The following is a 19,678-nucleotide window of genomic DNA, read 5'->3' on the forward strand; positions in this document are numbered from 1 at the left end:
TTCGTAGCACCGTGGCAGGGCCTGCTCGGCCCCTACCACGACTCCTCAAGACACACTGGAGCAGTAGTGAGCAAGCGCAGCAAGTCTCTCCGCGCTGCGGACGCCAAGATCGACCGGGACAAGCTTTACGCCCCGCTTGAGGCCGTCCGTCTCGCCAAGGAGACCTCCACCACCAAGTTCGACGGCACCGTCGAGATCGCCTTCCGCCTGGGTGTCGACCCGCGCAAGGCCGACCAGATGGTCCGTGGCACCGTGAACCTGCCGCACGGCACCGGCAAGACCGCCCGGGTCCTGGTCTTCGCGACCGGTGACCGTGCAGCCGCCGCGGAAGCCGCGGGCGCCGACATCGTCGGCTCCGACGAACTGATCGACGAGGTCGCCAAGGGCCGCCTCGACTTCGACGCCGTCGTCGCCACCCCGGACCTCATGGGCAAGGTCGGCCGCCTCGGCCGCGTGCTCGGTCCCCGTGGTCTGATGCCGAACCCGAAGACCGGCACCGTCACCCCCGACGTCGTGAAGGCTGTCAACGACATCAAGGGCGGCAAGATCGAGTTCCGCGTCGACAAGCACTCGAACCTGCACTTCATCATCGGCAAGGTCTCCTTCGAGGACGACAAGCTGGTGGAGAACTACGGCGCCGCGCTGGAGGAGATCCTCCGTCTGAAGCCGTCCGCCGCCAAGGGTCGCTACATCAAGAAGGCCGCGATCAGCACCACGATCGGCCCCGGCATCCAGATCGACCCGAACCGCACCCGCAACCTCCTCACCGAGGAGGACCCGGCCGCCGTCTGAGCCACGCGCTCGCACCGGTAGCCGCGTCAGCGACGCGACATCCAGAGGCGGGCCCCGCACCTTCCGAGGTACGGGGCCCGCCTCCGTCGTGTACGGGTGTCAGTGCCCTGGGTTACCGTCGGGGCAACGGCGATCACGCGGGGGTGGGGCGAATGACCGGTTCGGGGCTGCGCCGACGGGTCCTGGGCGTGCTGGTGGCGGCCGCGCTCACCGGAGCCGTCGCCTGCACCGACCACCGCGCCCGCCCCGTGCCGGCCCACCTGACGGCCGCCCTGCGCCGGGCCGAGCGGGCCACCGACGGCGCCGACTCCGCGCGCGTGCGCTCCACGACGTCCCTCGGCACCCAGATGTCCCTGCGGGCCGACGGCACCCTCGGCTGGGGCGACGGCCTCACCGGTGCGTTCACCCTCACCTACACCGGCGGCACCGCGCTCGACACCATGCGCCGACTGGGCAGCACCTCGATGGAGACCCGGTACCTGCCCGACGCCTACTACGCGCGGATGGGCGACGCCTTCGCCGCCCAGACCGGCGGCAAGCACTGGATACGGTACGGATACGCCGAGGTCGACGGCCTCGACCAGGTGCGGGACACCACACCCGACCAGGCGGTGAAGCTGCTCCTGGCCGCCGGGGACCTGAAGCGGGTCGGCGCCGAGCGGGTGGGCGCCGTCGACACCACGCACTACGCGGGCACCGTGGCCGTCGCCGACCTGGCCGAGCGGCACACCGGCCTCGCCACCCGGGAGCGGGACGCCCTGCGCGAGCAGCTCACCCGCGCCGGGGTCACCAAGGAGCGGGTCGAGATCTGGGTCGACGGCCGGGACCTGCTGGTCAAGAAGGTCGAGAAGGGCGAGACGGCGAGTGGCGCCTACAGCCAGACCGCCCACTACAGCGACTACGGCGTGAAGGTCTCCGTCGCCCGTCCGCCGGCCGGTGACACCGGGGACTTCAAGGACCTGACGACAGGCCGGAGCGCTGCGCCGGACGGGGGCTGAGCGCCGTCGGGGAGCGGATTTGCTTGACAGTCCCACGGTCGCGTACTCTCCACGAGAAGCCAAAGACCGCAGGTCGTTGCCGTGCTTTCGGAAGAGAGTGCGGTGGCCGAAGGAATCCGCTGAATCGCGGACGGCCCGCGCAGGTGATTGTGGATGTGCTCCCGGAGTGCGCTGCTGACGCGGCGTATGACCGGTCGAGCTACGCCCCGAGCGCCTGCGCCGGGGCGTTTCGTTTTTGCCGGCCCCTTCCGCGCGGTCCTCATCACCCGGAAGGAGGCCGACGCTCTATGGCAAGGCCCGACAAGGCTGCCGCGGTGGCCGAGCTCGCGGACCAGTTCCGCAGCTCGAACGCTGCCGTGCTGACCGAGTACCGGGGTCTCACCGTGGCGCAGCTCAAGACGCTGCGTCGTTCGCTCGGTGAAGACACCCAGTACGCCGTGGTGAAGAACACGCTGACGAAGATTGCGGCCAACGAGGCCGGGATCTCCACGCTCGACGACCTGTTCAACGGTCCGACGGCGGTCGCCTTCATCACCGGTGACCCGGTGACGTCGGCGAAGGGTCTTCGTGACTTCGCCAAGGACAACCCCAACCTCGTCATCAAGGGCGGTGTCCTTGACGGCAAGGCGCTGTCCGCCGACGAGATCAAGAAGCTCGCGGACCTTGAGTCCCGCGAGGTTCTGCTCTCCAAGCTGGCGGGTGCCTTCAAGGGCAAGCAGACTCAGGCTGCGCAGCTCTTCCAGGCGCTTCCCTCGAAGCTCGTCCGCACCGTGGACGCGCTCCGTGCCAAGCAAGAAGAGCAGGGCGGTGCCGAGTAACTCGGCTCGCGACATGACCGCGGCCTGACGAGGCGCTGAGCCTCCCGGGACACGGTCGCAGCGGGCCGAACGTACGCCCGCCAGACATGTACACACGGCACCTGCCGAATCACTGAAGGGAAGCCATCATGGCTCTCACCCAGGACGAACTGCTCGCCGAGTTCGAGGGCATGACCCTCATCCAGCTCTCCGAGTTCGTGAAGGCGTTCGAGGAGAAGTTCGACGTCACCGCCGCTGCCGCCGTCGCCGTCGCCGGCCCGGCCGGTCCGGCCGCCGCCGCCGAGGCCGTCGAGGAGCAGGACGAGTTTGACGTCGTCCTCACCGGCGCCGGCGAGAAGAAGATCCAGGTCATCAAGGTCGTGCGTGAGCTGACCTCGCTGGGTCTGAAGGAGGCCAAGGACCTCGTGGACGGCGCCCCGAAGCCCGTTCTCGAGAAGGTCACCAAGGAAGCCGCGGAGAAGGCCGCCGAGTCCCTCAAGGGCGCCGGCGCCTCCGTCGAGGTCAAGTAACACCTCTCCGGACCCGTCCGGAACCTCGTGCGCTGAACGCGGCCCGAGAGGGCTGTAACGCGAACGCATCGAAGAGCGATCATCCATCCGGGTGGTCGCTTTTCGGCGTTCCTGGAGGCGCGCCCGCGGTTGCCTTGCGGCCCTTCGCACGAGGGGTATGGTGATCTTCGTCGTGTCTCCGGACACCCCTGGTTCGGGCAGGGGGGCCTTGACGAACCGCACGCAGCGCGCAATTCTCAGGACGCGTCGTCACAACGATCCGAATCCGAGGCATGGATCGGCGACGAAGAGGGCAGTATCACCGTGCGATGAGGGCAAGCAGCCGAGAGCAGTTGAGGACAACGAGGGTTACAGAAAACCGGGGCTGGACATCAGTGTGCCGAGTGGCTACACTGACCCTTTGCGCTGCCTGTTAGCTGTCCCCTGCCCGTCACCAGGGGCATACCCTCACTTGAGCAACGACGGCCCGATCTCCCTGAGCTGGGATTTCTGCCGCTGTGTGTCGAGTGGGGGGCCGGTACGCGCGTAGTGAGTCCGAGCCCTCGGAAGGACCCCCTCTTGGCCGCCTCGCGCACTGCCTCGACCGCGAATACGAACAACGCTGCCAGCACCGCCCCGCTGCGCATTTCCTTTGCAAAGATCAAGGAGCCCCTCGAGGTTCCGAACCTTCTTGCGCTGCAGACCGAGAGCTTCGACTGGCTGCTCGGCAACGACGCGTGGAAGGGTCGAGTCGAGGCGGCTCTGGAGTCCGGTCAGGACGTCCCCACCAAGTCCGGTCTGGAGGAGATCTTCGAGGAGATCTCCCCGATCGAGGACTTCTCCGGGTCGATGTCGCTGACCTTCCGCGACCACCGTTTCGAGCCGCCGAAGAACAGCATCGACGAGTGCAAGGAGCGCGACTTCACGTTCGCCGCACCGCTCTTCGTCACCGCGGAGTTCACGAACAACGAGACCGGTGAGATCAAGTCCCAGACGGTCTTCATGGGCGACTTCCCGCTCATGACCAACAAGGGCACCTTCGTCATCAACGGCACCGAGCGTGTCGTGGTGTCGCAGCTGGTCCGTTCCCCCGGTGTCTACTTCGACTCCAGCATCGACAAGACGTCCGACAAGGACATCTTCTCCGCCAAGATCATCCCGTCCCGGGGTGCCTGGCTGGAGATGGAGATCGACAAGCGCGACATGGTCGGTGTCCGCATCGACCGCAAGCGCAAGCAGTCCGTCACCGTCCTCCTCAAGGCCCTCGGTTGGACCACCGAGCAGATCCTTGAGGAGTTCGGCGAGTACGAGTCGATGCGCGCCACCCTGGAGAAGGACCACACCCAGGGCCAGGACGACGCGCTGCTCGACATCTACCGCAAGCTGCGTCCGGGCGAACCCCCCACCCGGGAGGCCGCCCAGACCCTGCTGGAGAACCTCTACTTCAACCCGAAGCGCTACGACCTCGCCAAGGTCGGCCGCTACAAGGTCAACAAGAAGCTGGGCGCCGACGCCCCGCTCGACGCCGGCATCCTGACCGTCGAGGACATCATCTCGTCGATCAAGTACCTGGTGAAGCTGCACGCCGGCGAGACCGAGACGGTCGGCGACAGCGGTGACGCGATCGTCGTCGAGACCGACGACATCGACCACTTCGGCAACCGTCGTCTGCGCAGCGTCGGCGAGCTCATCCAGAACCAGGTCCGTACCGGCCTGGCCCGGATGGAGCGCGTCGTCCGCGAGCGCATGACCACGCAGGACGTCGAGGCGATCACGCCGCAGACCCTGATCAACATCCGGCCGGTCGTCGCCTCCATCAAGGAGTTCTTCGGCACCAGCCAGCTGTCGCAGTTCATGGACCAGAACAACCCGCTGTCGGGTCTCACCCACAAGCGCCGTCTGTCGGCTCTTGGCCCGGGTGGTCTCTCCCGTGAGCGGGCCGGCTTCGAGGTCCGTGACGTGCACCCCTCGCACTACGGCCGCATGTGCCCGATCGAAACCCCCGAAGGCCCGAACATCGGCCTGATCGGCTCGCTCGCCTCCTACGGCCGGGTCAACGCGTTCGGTTTCGTCGAGACCCCGTACCGCAAGGTCGTCGAGGGTGTCGTCACCGACGAGGTCGACTACCTGACCGCCGACGAGGAGGACCGCTTCGTCATCGCGCAGGCCAACGCCACGCTCAACGACGACCTGCGGTTCACCGAGAACCGCGTCCTGGTCCGCCGTCGTGGCGGCGAGGTCGACTACGTCCCCGGTGACGACGTCGACTACATGGACGTCTCGCCCCGCCAGATGGTGTCCGTCGCCACCGCGATGATCCCCTTCCTGGAGCACGACGACGCCAACCGTGCCCTCATGGGCGCGAACATGATGCGTCAGGCCGTTCCGCTCATCAAGAGCGAGGCGCCCCTGGTCGGCACCGGCATGGAGTACCGCTCCGCCGTCGACGCCGGTGACGTCGTCAAGGCCGAGAAGGCCGGCGTGGTCCAGGAGGTCTCCGCCGACTACATCACCACCACCAACGACGACGGCACGTACATCACGTACCGCCTGGCCAAGTTCGCCCGCTCCAACCAGGGCACCTCGGTCAACCAGAAGGTCATCGTCAACGAGGGCGACCGGATCATCGAGGGCCAGGTCCTGGCCGACGGTCCGGCCACCGAGAACGGCGAGATGGCCCTGGGCAAGAACCTGCTCGTGGCGTTCATGCCGTGGGAGGGTCACAACTACGAGGACGCGATCATCCTGTCGCAGCGCCTCGTGCAGGACGACGTCCTCTCCTCGATCCACATCGAGGAGCACGAGGTCGACGCCCGTGACACCAAGCTCGGCCCCGAGGAGATCACCCGGGACATCCCGAACGTCTCCGAGGAGGTCCTCGCCGACCTCGACGAGCGCGGCATCATCCGCATCGGTGCCGAGGTCGTCGCCGGCGACATCCTGGTCGGCAAGGTCACGCCCAAGGGTGAGACCGAGCTGACCCCGGAGGAGCGCCTGCTCCGCGCGATCTTCGGTGAGAAGGCGCGCGAAGTGCGCGACACCTCGCTGAAGGTGCCGCACGGCGAGATCGGCAAGGTCATCGGCGTCCGCGTCTTCGACCGCGAAGAGGGCGACGAGCTTCCCCCCGGCGTCAACCAGCTGGTGCGCGTGTACGTGGCGCAGAAGCGCAAGATCACCGACGGTGACAAGCTCGCCGGCCGGCACGGCAACAAGGGCGTCATCTCGAAGATCCTGCCGATCGAGGACATGCCGTTCCTGGAGGACGGCACCCCGGTCGACATCATCCTCAACCCGCTCGGTGTGCCGTCCCGAATGAACCCCGGTCAGGTCCTGGAGATCCACCTCGGCTGGCTCGCCAGCCGCGGCTGGGACGTCTCCGGGCTCGCCGACGAGTGGGCCGAACGCCTCCAGGTGATCGGCGCCGACCAGGTCGACCCCGGCACCAACGTCGCGACCCCGGTCTTCGACGGTGCCCGCGAGGACGAGCTCGCGGGTCTGCTCCAGCACACCATCCCCAACCGCGACGGCGAGCGCATGGTGCTCCCGTCCGGCAAGGCGCGGCTGTTCGACGGCCGCAGCGGTGAGCCGTTCCCGGACCCGATCTCGGTCGGGTACATGTACATCCTCAAGCTGCACCACCTGGTCGACGACAAGCTCCACGCGCGTTCGACCGGCCCGTACTCGATGATCACCCAGCAGCCGCTGGGTGGTAAGGCGCAGTTCGGTGGCCAGCGATTCGGCGAGATGGAGGTGTGGGCCCTTGAGGCGTACGGCGCGGCCTACGCCCTCCAGGAGCTGCTCACCATCAAGTCCGACGACGTCACCGGCCGCGTGAAGGTCTACGAGGCGATCGTCAAGGGCGAGAACATCCCCGAGCCCGGCATCCCCGAGTCCTTCAAGGTCCTCATCAAGGAGATGCAGTCGCTCTGCCTGAACGTGGAGGTGCTGTCCAGTGACGGTATGTCCATCGAGATGCGTGACACCGACGAAGATGTCTTCCGCGCTGCGGAGGAGCTCGGCATCGACCTGTCCCGGCGCGAGCCGAGCAGCGTCGAAGAGGTCTGACGGGAGTCCGGAGGCCTTCGCCCAGAAGGCCTCCGGCCCCAGGACCCCCGTTTCAGACCCCAAGACTTACAACCCTGAGAGGGATTGACGCATAGTGCTCGACGTCAACTTCTTCGACGAGCTCCGGATCGGCCTGGCCACCGCTGACGACATCCGTCAGTGGAGCCACGGCGAGGTCAAGAAGCCCGAGACGATCAACTACCGCACGCTCAAGCCCGAGAAGGACGGACTCTTCTGCGAGAAGATCTTCGGTCCGACCCGGGACTGGGAGTGCTACTGCGGCAAGTACAAGCGTGTCCGCTTCAAGGGCATCATCTGCGAGCGCTGCGGCGTCGAGGTCACTCGCGCCAAGGTGCGTCGTGAGCGGATGGGCCACATCGAACTGGCCGCCCCCGTCACCCACATCTGGTACTTCAAGGGCGTTCCGTCGCGCCTCGGCTACCTCCTCGACCTCGCTCCGAAGGACCTGGAGAAGGTCATCTACTTCGCGGCGTACATGATCACGTTCGTCGACGAGGAGCGCCGCACCCGCGACCTGCCCTCCCTGGAGGCGCACGTCTCCGTCGAGCGGCAGCAGGTCGAGAACCGCCGGGACTCCGACCTGGAGGCCCGCGCCAAGAAGCTTGAGACCGACCTGGCCGAGCTGGAGGCCGAGGGCGCCAAGGCCGACGTGCGCCGCAAGGTGCGCGAAGGTGCCGAGCGCGAGATGAAGCAGCTGCGCGACCGTGCGCAGCGCGAGATCGACCGCCTCGACGAGGTGTGGACCCGCTTCAAGAACCTCAAGGTCCAGGACCTCGAAGGCGACGAGCTGCTCTACCGCGAGCTGCGAGACCGCTTCGGCACCTACTTCGACGGCTCGATGGGCGCCGCCGCGCTCCAGAAGCGCCTGGAGTCCTTCGACCTCGACGAAGAGGCCGAGCGCCTCCGCGAGATCATCCGCACCGGCAAGGGCCAGAAGAAGACCCGCGCGCTCAAGCGCCTCAAGGTCGTCTCCGCGTTCCTTCAGACCAGCAACAGCCCCAAGGGCATGGTGCTGGACTGCGTGCCGGTCATCCCGCCGGACCTGCGTCCGATGGTGCAGCTGGACGGTGGCCGCTTCGCGACCTCCGACCTGAACGACCTGTACCGCCGCGTGATCAACCGCAACAACCGCCTGAAGCGGCTTCTCGACCTCGGCGCCCCCGAGATCATCGTCAACAACGAGAAGCGCATGCTCCAGGAGGCGGTCGACGCCCTCTTCGACAACGGCCGTCGCGGTCGCCCCGTCACGGGCCCCGGCAACCGTCCGCTGAAGTCCCTGAGCGACATGCTCAAGGGCAAGCAGGGTCGATTCCGTCAGAACCTGCTCGGCAAGCGAGTCGACTACTCGGCGCGTTCCGTCATCGTCGTCGGCCCGCAGCTGAAGCTGCACCAGTGCGGTCTGCCCAAGGCCATGGCCCTGGAGCTGTTCAAGCCGTTCGTGATGAAGCGCCTGGTCGACCTGAACCACGCGCAGAACATCAAGAGCGCCAAGCGCATGGTCGAGCGCGGCCGCACCGTCGTGTACGACGTCCTCGAAGAGGTCATCGCCGAGCACCCGGTGCTGCTGAACCGCGCGCCCACCCTGCACCGCCTGGGCATCCAGGCCTTCGAGCCGCAGCTGGTCGAGGGCAAGGCCATCCAGATCCACCCGCTCGTCTGCACCGCGTTCAACGCGGACTTCGACGGTGACCAGATGGCCGTTCACCTGCCGCTCTCCGCGGAGGCGCAGGCCGAGGCCCGCATCCTGATGCTGTCCTCGAACAACATCCTCAAGCCCGCCGACGGCCGTCCGGTGACGATGCCGACCCAGGACATGGTCCTCGGTCTGTTCTTCCTCACCACCGACGGTGAACTCCGTGACGTCAAGGGGGAGGGCCGCGCGTTCGGCTCGACCGCCGAGGCGACCATGGCGTTCGACGCCGGCGAGCTGGCGCTCCAGTCGGCCGTCGACATCCGCTTCCCGGTGGGCACCATCCCGCCGCGCGGCTGGACCCCGCCGGCCCGCGAGGAGGGCGAGCCCGAGTGGCAGCAGGGTGACAGCTTCCGGCTGCGCACCACGCTGGGCCGGGCGCTCTTCAACGAGCTGCTGCCCGAGGACTACCCGTTCGTCGACTACTCGGTGGGCAAGAAGCAGCTCGGCGAGATCGTCAACGACCTGGCCGAGCGCTACCCCAAGGTCATCGTGGCGGCGACGCTCGACAACCTGAAGGCGGCCGGCTTCTACTGGGGCACCCGCTCCGGCGTCACCGTGGCCATCTCCGACATCGTCGTCCCCGACGCGAAGCGGGCGATCGTCGCCGGGTACGAGGCCAAGGACGAGAAGGTCCAGAAGCAGTACGAGCGCGGTCTGATCACCAAGGAAGAGCGCACGCAGGAGCTCATCCAGATCTGGACGCAGGCGACCAACGAGGTCGCCGAGGCGATGAACGCGAACTTCCCCAAGACGAACCCCATCTTCATGATGGTTGACTCGGGTGCCCGAGGAAACATGATGCAGATGCGGCAGATCGCCGGTATGCGTGGTCTGGTGTCGAACGCGAAGAACGAGACCATCCCGCGTCCCATCAAGGCCTCGTTCCGTGAGGGCCTGTCCGTGTTGGAGTACTTCATCTCCACCCACGGTGCCCGTAAGGGTCTGGCGGACACCGCGCTGCGGACCGCCGACTCCGGTTACCTCACCCGTCGTCTGGTCGACGTCTCCCAGGACGTCATCATCCGCGAGGAGGACTGCGGCACCGAGCGCGGCCTCAAGCTGCACATCGCGGAGGTCGGCGCGGACGGCGTGCTGCGCAAGGCGGACAACGTCGAGACGTCGGTGTACGCCCGTGCGCTGGCCGAGGACATCACCGTCGACGGCAAGGTGCTGGCCCCGGCCAACACCGACCTCGGCGACGTCCTCATCGACGAACTGGTCAAGTACGGCGTCTCCGAGGTCAAGACCCGCTCGGTCCTGACCTGCGAGTCCGCCGTCGGCACCTGCGCCATGTGCTACGGCCGTTCGCTGGCCACCGGCAAGCTGGTCGACATCGGTGAGGCGGTCGGCATCATCGCCGCCCAGTCCATCGGTGAGCCCGGTACCCAGCTGACGATGCGTACCTTCCACACCGGTGGTGTGGCCGGTGACGACATCACCCAGGGTCTGCCCCGTGTCGTCGAGCTGTTCGAGGCCCGTACGCCGAAGGGTGTCGCCCCGATCTCCGAGTCCTCCGGACGCGTCCGGATCGAGGAGACCGAGAAGACCAAGAAGCTCGTCATCACCCCGGACGACGGCAGCGACGAGACGGCGTTCCCGATCTCGAAGCGTGCCCGGCTCCTGGTCAGCGAGGGCGAGCACGTCGAGGTGGGCCAGAAGCTCACCGTGGGTGCCACCAACCCGCACGACGTGCTGCGCATCCTGGGTCAGCGTGCCGTCCAGGTCCACCTGGTCGGCGAGGTCCAGAAGGTCTACAACTCGCAGGGCGTGTCGATCCACGACAAGCACATCGAGATCATCATCCGGCAGATGCTGCGCCGCGTGACGATCATCGAGTCCGGCGACGCCGAGCTGCTGCCCGGCGAGCTGGTGGAGCGCTCGAAGTTCGAGACCGAGAACCGTCGCGTGGTCCAGGAGGGCGGTCACCCGGCCTCCGGTCGTCCGCAGCTGATGGGTATCACCAAGGCCTCGCTGGCGACGGAGTCCTGGCTGTCGGCCGCCTCCTTCCAGGAGACGACCCGAGTGCTGACGGACGCGGCGATCAACGCCAAGTCCGACAGCCTCATCGGCCTCAAGGAGAACGTCATCATCGGTAAGCTCATCCCGGCCGGTACGGGTCTGTCCCGTTACCGCAACATCCGGGTGGAGCCGACCGAAGAGGCCAAGGCCGCGATGTACTCGGCCGTCGGCTACGACGACATCGACTACTCGCCGTTCGGCACGGGCTCCGGCCAGGCCGTTCCGCTGGAGGACTACGACTACGGTCCGTACAACCAGTAAGCGGGTTGCTTGAACGACGCAGGAGGGCGGTCACCTTTCGGGGTGGCCGCCCTTCGGCGTGCGTGGGGCCCGGCGGGGGTGCGGGGGGATGGCCGGGAACCGGTGCCGAAAGCGGGGCGTTGGAGGATGATGGAGACACTCCGACACCCTGGGGGTGGTGCCCGTGTCCGTGCCGACGCCGTGGCAGGCCGGGGCCGTGCCCTCGATGCTGGCCTCGCACGCCGACCGAGAGCGGGCGGTGGACGTCCTCAGAGCCGGGTACGGGGAAGGGCGCCTGGAGAAACCCGAGTTCGAACGGCGGGTGGGGCGGGCGTACGCGGCCCGTACGGTCGGGGAGCTGGCCCTGCTGGTCGCCGACCTGCCGAATGGGCCCGTGCCGCAGCAGATGGCCTTGCAGGGCGTGCCGCGTACGTTTCTGCCGGTGCCGGCTCCTCCTACCAACGGCAAGGCGGTGGGGGCGGTGGCGTGTGGGGTGCTCACGGTGTTCACGGCGGGGCTCACCGGGGTGCCCGCGGTGGTGCTTGGGCATGCCGCCCGGGCGGAGATTCGGCGGACCGGTGAGGGGGGTGAGGGGTTGGCGTTGGCCGGGCTTGTTCTGGGGTGGGTGTCGGTGGCGGGGTGGGCGTTGTTGCTCGTCGCGTTGCTGATGGTTGCGGTGCTGGCCGGCTGAGGACGCCTTTGTCGCCGGGAGGTTTTCCCTGAGCCTCGTCAGCCGGCTGAGGGCGTGGCGGGATGCGCAGTTCCCCGCGCCCCTGGGGTGGGCGGGCCTTGAGTTTCGGCTGCGGGCCGGTGGGGGCTTGTCGCGCAGTTCCCCGCGCCCCTGGGGTGGGGTGGGGGCTGGGGTTGAGTTTTGGGTGCCGGTCCGTCGTGGGTGGTCGCGCCCGCGCGGCCGAGCCGCACATGTCACGGCCCCGCGCCCCTGGGGGGATGGGGGCTGGGGTTGAGTTTTGGGTGCCGGTCCGTCGTGGGTGGTCGCGCCCGCGCGGCGGAGCCGCACATGTCACGGCCCCGCGGCCCTGGGGGATGGGTGCGGGGTTGAGTCGTGTGGGTCACAGTTCTGACGTGCTCTGGGGGTTGACGGGGGCGGTGGTCTGGGGGTGTGACATTGGGATGAAGCGGGGGCGGTTCGTTTGTTTTGACCGCAGCGAATGAGGTAGGTACGCTCAGACCTTGTGCCTGGGGTGTGCCCTGGCTCTCGTGCGTGCCTTCAACCGCACGTTGAGCTGTGAGCGGCCACCGTGATCCGTGCTCTTCCCGCCTCGCGGCGGGGGTCTGCCGGGTTCGACACACCCGACCGCGTGGGTCGGAGATGTTCCAGGTTAGCTTTACCTATCGGCACACAGAAACCGGAGAAGTAGTGCCTACGATCCAGCAGCTGGTCCGTAAGGGCCGGCAGGACAAGGTCGAGAAGAACAAGACGCCCGCACTTGAGGGTTCCCCTCAGCGTCGTGGCGTCTGCACGCGTGTGTTCACGACCACCCCGAAGAAGCCGAACTCGGCCCTGCGTAAGGTCGCGCGTGTGCGTCTGACCAGCGGGATCGAGGTCACCGCCTACATTCCGGGTGAGGGACACAACTTGCAGGAGCACTCGATCGTGCTCGTGCGCGGCGGCCGTGTGAAGGACCTGCCGGGTGTTCGCTACAAGATCATCCGCGGCTCGCTCGACACCCAGGGTGTCAAGAACCGCAAGCAGGCCCGCAGCCGCTACGGCGCCAAGAAGGAGAAGTAAGAATGCCTCGTAAGGGCCCCGCCCCGAAGCGCCCGGTCATCATCGACCCGGTCTACGGCTCTCCTCTGGTGACCTCCCTCATCAACAAGGTGCTGCTGAACGGCAAGCGCTCCACCGCCGAGCGCATCGTCTACGGCGCCATGGAGGGCCTTCGCGAGAAGACCGGCAACGACCCGGTCATCACGCTGAAGCGCGCTCTCGAAAACATCAAGCCGACGCTTGAGGTCAAGTCCCGCCGTGTCGGTGGCGCGACCTACCAGGTGCCGATCGAGGTCAAGCCCGGTCGTGCCAACACCCTGGCGCTGCGCTGGCTCGTCGGTTACTCCCGCGCCCGTCGCGAGAAGACCATGACCGAGCGTCTGCTCAACGAACTTCTCGACGCTTCGAACGGCCTCGGTGCGGCCGTCAAGAAGCGCGAGGACACGCACAAGATGGCCGAGTCCAACAAGGCCTTCGCGCACTACCGCTGGTAGTCGCTACCCACATCGAGACCGAGAGAAGACGCAAGCCTTATGGCTACCACTTCACTTGACCTGGCCAAGGTCCGCAACATCGGGATCATGGCCCACATCGACGCGGGCAAGACGACCACCACCGAGCGGATTCTGTTCTACACCGGCGTCTCGTACAAGATCGGCGAGGTCCACGACGGCGCCGCCACCATGGACTGGATGGAGCAGGAGCAGGAGCGTGGCATCACGATCACCTCTGCTGCCACCACCTGTCACTGGCCGCTTGAGGACGACGACTACACGATCAACATCATCGACACCCCGGGCCACGTCGACTTCACGGTCGAGGTGGAGCGCTCGCTGCGCGTCCTCGACGGTGCCGTCACGGTGTTCGACGGTGTCGCCGGTGTCGAGCCGCAGTCCGAGACGGTGTGGCGTCAGGCCGACCGTTACGGCGTGCCGCGCATCTGCTTCGTGAACAAGCTGGACCGTACCGGCGCCGAGTTCCACCGCTGCGTCGACATGATCTCCAGCCGCCTGGGCGCGGTGCCGATCGTGATGCAGCTGCCGATCGGTGCCGAGGCCGACTTCCAGGGCGTCGTGGACCTCGTCCGCATGAAGGCGCTCGTGTGGTCCGCCGAGGCGGCGAAGGGCGAGATGTACGACGTCGTCGACATCCCGGCCACGCACACCGAGGCCGCCGAGGAATGGCGGAACAAGCTCGTCGAGACCGTCGCCGACTACGACGACGAGATCATGGAGCTGTTCCTGGAGGGCCAGGAGCCCACCGAGGAGCAGCTGTACGCCGCGGTCCGCGGCATCACGATCTCGTCCGGCAAGTCCGACGGTGTCACGGTCACGCCCGTGTTCTGCGGTACCGCGTTCAAGAACAAGGGCGTTCAGCCCCTGCTCGACGCCGTGGTGCGCTACCTGCCGACCCCGCTCGACGTCGAGGCCATCGAGGGCCACGACGTCAAGGACCCCGAGGTCGTCGTCAAGCGCAGGCCGTCGGACGAGGAGCCCCTCGCGGCGCTCGCGTTCAAGATCATGAGCGACCCGCACCTCGGCAAGCTCACCTTCGTCCGGATCTACTCCGGTCGCCTGGAGTCCGGCACCGCGGTGCTGAACTCCGTCAAGGGCAAGAAGGAGCGCATCGGCAAGATCTACCGCATGCACGCGAACAAGCGTGAGGAGATCGAGTCGGTGGGCGCCGGTGACATCGTCGCCGTCATGGGCCTGAAGCAGACCACCACCGGTGAGACGCTGTCCGACGACAAGAAGCCGGTCATCCTGGAGTCCATGGACTTCCCGGCGCCGGTGATCCAGGTCGCGATCGAGCCCAAGTCCAAGGGTGACCAGGAGAAGCTGGGTGTCGCCATCCAGCGTCTCGCGGAGGAGGACCCCTCCTTCCAGGTTCACACCAACGAGGAGACCGGCCAGACCATCATCGGCGGCATGGGCGAACTGCACCTTGAGGTGCTGGTCGACCGGATGCGCCGTGAGTTCAAGGTCGAGGCCAACGTCGGCAAGCCGCAGGTCGCGTACCGCGAGACGATCCGCAAGGCCGTCGAGCGCGTGGACTACACCCACAAGAAGCAGACCGGTGGTACCGGTCAGTTCGCCAAGGTGCAGATCGCGATCGAGCCGATCGAGGGTGGCGACACCTCCTACGAGTTCGTGAACAAGGTGACCGGCGGTCGCATCCCGAAGGAGTACATCCCTTCGGTCGACGCCGGTGCGCAGGAGGCCATGCAGTTCGGCATCCTGGCCGGCTACGAGATGACCGGCGTCCGCGTCACGCTTCTCGACGGTGGCTACCACGAGGTCGACTCCTCCGAACTGGCGTTCAAGATCGCCGGTTCGCAGGCCTTCAAGGAGGGTGCCCGCAAGGCGTCCCCCGTGCTCCTTGAGCCGATGATGGCCGTCGAGGTGACCACGCCCGAGGACTACATGGGCGATGTCATCGGTGACATCAACTCCCGCCGTGGCCAGATCCAGGCCATGGAGGAGCGCCACGGTGCTCGCATCGTGAAGGGCCTCGTGCCCCTCTCGGAGATGTTCGGCTACGTCGGTGACCTCCGCAGCAAGACGTCGGGTCGCGCGAGCTACTCGATGCAGTTCGACTCCTACGCCGAGGTTCCGCGGAACGTCGCCGAGGAGATCATCGCGAAGGCCAAGGGCGAGTAACGCACCGCGTTCACACGCCGTAGGCTTGACCCCGAGCCTCCAGAGGCATTCACCCACATTCCTCACCGTCTGTGGGTGAATGCCCCGGGCCCGGGCTTTGACAGCAAAGATCACCTGGCGCCGTCCAAGTAAGGCGTACCAGAACCACTCCACAGGAGGACCCCAGTGGCGAAGGCGAAGTTCGAGCGGACTAAGCCGCACGTCAACATCGGCACCATCGGTCACATCGACCACGGTAAGACGACCCTCACGGCCGCCATTACCAAGGTGCTGCACGACGCGTACCCGGACCTGAACGAGGCCTCGGCCTTCGACCAGATCGACAAGGCTCCCGAGGAGCGCCAGCGCGGTATCACGATCTCGATCGCGCACGTCGAGTACCAGACGGAGACCCGTCACTACGCCCACGTCGACTGCCCGGGTCACGCGGACTACATCAAGAACATGATCACGGGTGCGGCGCAGATGGACGGCGCCATCCTCGTGGTCGCGGCCACCGACGGCCCGATGCCGCAGACCAAGGAGCACGTGCTCCTGGCCCGCCAGGTCGGCGTCCCGTACATCGTCGTCGCCCTGAACAAGGCCGACATGGTGGACGACGAGGAGATCCTGGAGCTCGTCGAGCTTGAGGTGCGCGAGCTGCTCTCCGAGTACGAGTTCCCGGGCGACGACCTTCCGGTCGTCAAGGTCTCCGCCCTCAAGGCCCTTGAGGGCGACGAGGAGTGGGGCAAGTCGGTCCTCAACCTCATGGCCGCCGTGGACGAGAACATCCCGCAGCCCGAGCGTGACGTCGACAAGCCGTTCCTCATGCCGATCGAGGACGTCTTCACGATCACCGGTCGCGGTACGGTCGTCACCGGCCGTATCGAGCGTGGTGTCCTGAAGGTCAACGAGACCGTCGACATCATCGGCATCAAGACCGAGAAGACCACCACCACGGTCACCGGTATCGAGATGTTCCGCAAGCTGCTCGACGAGGGCCAGGCCGGTGAGAACGTCGGTCTGCTCCTCCGTGGCATCAAGCGCGAGGACGTCGAGCGCGGCCAGGTCATCATCAAGCCGGGTTCGGTCACGCCGCACACCGAGTTCGAGGCGCAGGCGTACATCCTGTCGAAGGACGAGGGTGGCCGTCACACCCCGTTCTTCAACAACTACCGCCCGCAGTTCTACTTCCGTACGACGGACGTGACCGGCGTCGTGACCCTCCCCGAGGGCACCGAGATGGTCATGCCGGGTGACAACACCGAGATGAAGGTGGAGCTCATCCAGCCCGTCGCCATGGAAGAGGGCCTGAAGTTCGCCATCCGTGAGGGTGGCCGGACCGTCGGCGCCGGCCAGGTCACCAAGATCACCAAGTGATCTCGGGTTGGACCCGGTAGCTCCAGCCTGAGCTGAAGCTCCTTGAAGGGGCCCGTACGACTTCGGTCGTACGGGCCCTTTCGCATGCGGGCGCCGTGCCGAGGCCTGTCGTGCCGTGCCCCTGCCCTGCCCTGCCGTGCCGAGGTGTGCGCAACGCGGGGTTCGCCACATCCGGGTGAAGTCTTCGGGAAGCGCGAGGGGCGGCCCGTCGAGGGTTGGGCCAACTGACCGGCCCGAATGTCCTGAACCTGCGGCTCTGTTCGTTGTGGGGCCCTTGTGACGGCCTAGCGTGAACGGACGGGCCGCGGGGCCTCCGGATCGCACACAGGGATGGCTGGGTTCTGATGCGTGGCGCGCGGAACGGGACGCTGATCGGCACGACCGAGCAGGAGCACCGGCAGCCGCTGCCGCCGCTGGAGGACCGGCCGACGCAGGTCCTGCGCATCCCCGTCCGGGGCCGCGGCCGCGAACGCCCCCGGCTGTACGCCCTCGACGGCATCCGGCTCCTGGCCGCGCTGCTGGTCTGCCTCCACCACTACGTCGGCACCGCCCGCGTCGACCGGCCGGGCAACGCGATCTGGGACCGGCCGGTGTCCGACATCATGCCGACGGTGTTCCGGTTCGCGTCCTACGGCTGGATCGGCGTCGAGATCTTCTTCGTGATCAGCGGGTTCGTGATCTGCATGTCCTGCTGGGGGCGTACGCCGCGGCAGTTCTTCGTCTCCCGGGTCATCCGGCTCTACCCGGCGTACTGGTTCGCGATCGCCTTCACGACGGCTGTCCTGATCGCCCTGCCGGGTGTCTGGGACCGCCTGCCGCTGCGCGACACCCTGCTCAACCTGACGATGCTCCAGTCCGGCTCCGGCGTCGGGAGCGTCGACGGCGTCTACTGGACGCTCTGGTCGGAGCTGCGCTTCTACCTGCTGTTCCTGCTGGTCGTCGCGACGGGGCTCACGTACCGCAAGGTCGTGGTGTTCTGCTGCGTGTGGGGAGCGGCGGCGATGCTGGCGCCGGTGTCGAAGTTCCCGTTGCTCGAACTGGTCGCCAACCCGGACGGGGCCTGGTACTTCATCGCCGGTCTCGCGCTGTACCTCATGCACCGGTTCGGGCAGGACCTGCTGCTGTGGGGCATCCTCGGGCTGAGCTGGCTGATGGCCCAGCGCGAACTGGGGATACGCATCGACGAGGTCGAGCATGTCTCCGGGTGGCGGGGGAGTGTCCTCATCTTCACGGTGTTCCTGCTGGCCATGGTGGGGATCGCCCTCGGCGCGACCGACCGCATCCGCTGGAAGTGGCTGACGACGGCCGGGTGTCTGACCTATCCGCTGTACCTCCTGCACTACACCGCCGGAACGGCGATCATCAATCGGCTGCGGGGAGCGATGGACGCGCGCGTCCTGGTCGTGCTGGTCATCGCCGGTTTCCTGGCGCTGAGTTGGCTGGTCCACCGGTACGTGGAGCGGCCTGCGGCCGGGTTGCTCAAGCGGGGGCTCGACACGTCGTTCGCCCGCCTGCGAAACGCGGGAAGCAAGGGGTGAGCCCGAACTTGACGCGCCGGGTGCGGTATCGCCGGGCTCTCTCGCGCGGCTCCCCGCGCCCCTGAAAACGCGGGCCGTGGGCGGGTGCGGGTCCGGTGGGGGCTGGTCGCGCAGTTCCCCGCGCCCCTGGTGGGTGGGGGTGCGGGGGGTGGGTGTCTGCGGCGGCGTTGTGGCTGGTCGCGCCCGCGCGGCGGAGCCGCAGATCGGCACGGTGCCGGGGGCCTGGTGGGGTCAGTTATGCGCTGGGCTTGGGGTAGCCGACCCAGGGGCGCGGGGAACCGCGCGACCAGCCGCGTCTCAGCTGCACCCGAGACTCAACGTCGGCCATGGACCCTCACGCCCTCGGCGTGCTACCGGCCCGGGCTAGGCCCACCAGGGCGCGGGGAACTGCGCGACCAGCCACGGCTTAGCTGCACCCGGGACTCAACGTCGGCCATGGACCCACACGCCCTCGGCGTGCTATCGGCCCGGGTTGGGCCCATCAGGGGCGTGGGGAGCTGCGCCATCCCTTATGGTGCCGCGTCTGGCAAGGCTCGGGGTGTTTGACCTGCGTCACCCTCGGGGTATTGTTTCCGGCCCGATTGGCCAGGGCCCTGCTCCATATGGCAGACTAGCGGGGTTGCTCGGTCGAGTGTTGATGCTGCGCGCCTCCCGCCGGGAGGACCGGAAGCGAGTCCCACGGTACTCGTCAACCCCATGCGGGTTGGACGTACGGGAATCTTCCGGGAAGTGACAGTGCGGCACCGACCAGGCGCCCGGTGGACTTTCGTTCCCGGCCTGCGGTACCGGAAGGGCCGTGTTGATCCCCTGGACAGGGATGCTCGAACAAGGGGCATCTGTGTCAGCGGAAGCACGACACGCCCGACCGCGTGGGTCGGAGGAACGAGACATGGGAACACCGGGTTCCAGAGCGTAAGAGAGACAGGACTACTGAGTAGCCATGGCGGGACAGAAGATCCGCATCCGGCTCAAGGCCTACGACCACGAGGTCATCGACAGCTCGGCGAAGAAGATCGTCGAGACGGTGACCCGCACTGGTGCGTCGGTCGCGGGCCCGGTGCCGCTGCCCACTGAGAAGAACGTGTACTGCGTCATCAAGTCGCCGCACAAGTACAAGGACTCGCGCGAGCACTTCGAGATGCGCACGCACAAGCGCCTGATCGACATCCTCGACCCGACGCCCAAGACCGTTGACTCCCTGATGCGACTCGACCTCCCGGCCGGTGTCGACATCGAGATCAAGCTCTAGGGGCCGGTG

The 19,678-nt window shown here is 67.2% G+C and carries 13 protein-coding genes; all 13 read left to right on the top strand.

The features are described 5' to 3' along the window. The first annotated feature begins 66 nt into the window (after nucleotides 1–66). The 13 genes from rplA to rpsJ all read left to right on the top strand — a co-directional run bounded on the left by rplA (nucleotide 67) and on the right by rpsJ (nucleotide 19,669). Nucleotides 67–792 (top strand): 50S ribosomal protein L1, encoded by a 726-nt coding sequence (gene rplA, locus ACIQOU_RS21675; RefSeq protein ID WP_401538428.1) that lies wholly within the window; start codon nucleotides 67–69, stop codon nucleotides 790–792. 152 nt (nucleotides 793–944) lie between these two features. Beyond that, entirely contained in the window at nucleotides 945–1,790 is an 846-nt protein-coding gene (locus ACIQOU_RS21680; protein ID WP_401538429.1) for a hypothetical protein, read from the top strand. 287 nt (nucleotides 1,791–2,077) lie between these two features. After that, nucleotides 2,078–2,608 carry a 50S ribosomal protein L10 gene (rplJ, locus tag ACIQOU_RS21685; protein ID WP_401538430.1) on the top strand — a complete coding sequence of 177 codons (531 nt, stop codon included), beginning with the start codon at nucleotides 2,078–2,080 and terminating at the stop codon, nucleotides 2,606–2,608. Nucleotides 2,609–2,733: 125 nt separating this feature from the next. Continuing rightward, complete coding sequence (gene rplL, locus ACIQOU_RS21690) at nucleotides 2,734–3,117, top strand: 50S ribosomal protein L7/L12 (protein ID WP_401538601.1); 384 nt, start codon at nucleotides 2,734–2,736, stop codon at nucleotides 3,115–3,117. 558 nt (nucleotides 3,118–3,675) lie between these two features. Continuing rightward, nucleotides 3,676–7,161 (top strand): DNA-directed RNA polymerase subunit beta, encoded by a 3,486-nt coding sequence (rpoB, locus tag ACIQOU_RS21695; RefSeq protein ID WP_401538431.1) that lies wholly within the window; start codon nucleotides 3,676–3,678, stop codon nucleotides 7,159–7,161. Nucleotides 7,162–7,255: 94 nt separating this feature from the next. Further along, nucleotides 7,256–11,155, top strand: coding sequence for a DNA-directed RNA polymerase subunit beta' (locus ACIQOU_RS21700; RefSeq protein ID WP_401538432.1), 3,900 nt, complete (start codon nucleotides 7,256–7,258; stop codon nucleotides 11,153–11,155). Nucleotides 11,156–11,318: 163 nt separating this feature from the next. Further along, the gene (locus ACIQOU_RS21705; RefSeq protein ID WP_401538602.1) at nucleotides 11,319–11,825 is read left to right on the top strand and encodes a DUF1707 and DUF4190 domain-containing protein; all 507 of its coding nucleotides are present in this window, start codon (nucleotides 11,319–11,321) and stop codon (nucleotides 11,823–11,825) included. Nucleotides 11,826–12,512: 687 nt separating this feature from the next. Beyond that, entirely contained in the window at nucleotides 12,513–12,884 is a 372-nt protein-coding gene (rpsL, locus tag ACIQOU_RS21710) for a 30S ribosomal protein S12 (RefSeq protein WP_003948652.1), read from the top strand. A 2-nt stretch (nucleotides 12,885–12,886) separates the two neighbouring features. Next, on the top strand, nucleotides 12,887–13,357 hold the full coding sequence (rpsG, locus tag ACIQOU_RS21715; protein WP_003974303.1) for a 30S ribosomal protein S7: 471 nt from the start codon (nucleotides 12,887–12,889) through the stop codon (nucleotides 13,355–13,357). Nucleotides 13,358–13,396: 39 nt separating this feature from the next. Beyond that, nucleotides 13,397–15,523, top strand: a complete 2,127-nt coding sequence (gene fusA, locus ACIQOU_RS21720) for an elongation factor G (protein WP_401538433.1) — start codon at nucleotides 13,397–13,399, stop codon at nucleotides 15,521–15,523. 165 nt (nucleotides 15,524–15,688) lie between these two features. Beyond that, nucleotides 15,689–16,882, top strand: coding sequence for an elongation factor Tu (tuf, locus tag ACIQOU_RS21725; protein WP_401538434.1), 1,194 nt, complete (start codon nucleotides 15,689–15,691; stop codon nucleotides 16,880–16,882). Nucleotides 16,883–17,226: 344 nt separating this feature from the next. Next, nucleotides 17,227–18,420: an acyltransferase family protein gene (locus ACIQOU_RS21730; protein ID WP_401538435.1), complete on the top strand. Its 1,194-nt coding sequence runs from the start codon at nucleotides 17,227–17,229 to the stop codon at nucleotides 18,418–18,420. A gap of 940 nt (nucleotides 18,421–19,360) precedes the next feature. Then, nucleotides 19,361–19,669 carry a 30S ribosomal protein S10 gene (gene rpsJ, locus ACIQOU_RS21735; RefSeq protein ID WP_003948644.1) on the top strand — a complete coding sequence of 103 codons (309 nt, stop codon included), beginning with the start codon at nucleotides 19,361–19,363 and terminating at the stop codon, nucleotides 19,667–19,669. Nucleotides 19,670–19,678 lie beyond the last annotated feature (9 nt).

Source organism: Streptomyces sp. NPDC091279, assembly GCF_044757465.1.
Classification (GTDB): Bacteria; Actinomycetota; Actinomycetes; order Streptomycetales; family Streptomycetaceae; genus Streptomyces.

Coding starts and splice junctions, on each gene's coding strand:
- ACIQOU_RS21680 (WP_401538429.1), top strand. CDS start 945: ATGACCGGTTCGGGGCTGCGCCGACGGGTCCTGGGCGTGCTGGTGGCG.
- rplJ (WP_401538430.1), top strand. CDS start 2,078: ATGGCAAGGCCCGACAAGGCTGCCGCGGTGGCCGAGCTCGCGGACCAG.
- rpsG (WP_003974303.1), top strand. CDS start 12,887: ATGCCTCGTAAGGGCCCCGCCCCGAAGCGCCCGGTCATCATCGACCCG.
- fusA (WP_401538433.1), top strand. CDS start 13,397: ATGGCTACCACTTCACTTGACCTGGCCAAGGTCCGCAACATCGGGATC.
- ACIQOU_RS21730 (WP_401538435.1), top strand. CDS start 17,227: ATGCGTGGCGCGCGGAACGGGACGCTGATCGGCACGACCGAGCAGGAG.
- rpsJ (WP_003948644.1), top strand. CDS start 19,361: ATGGCGGGACAGAAGATCCGCATCCGGCTCAAGGCCTACGACCACGAG.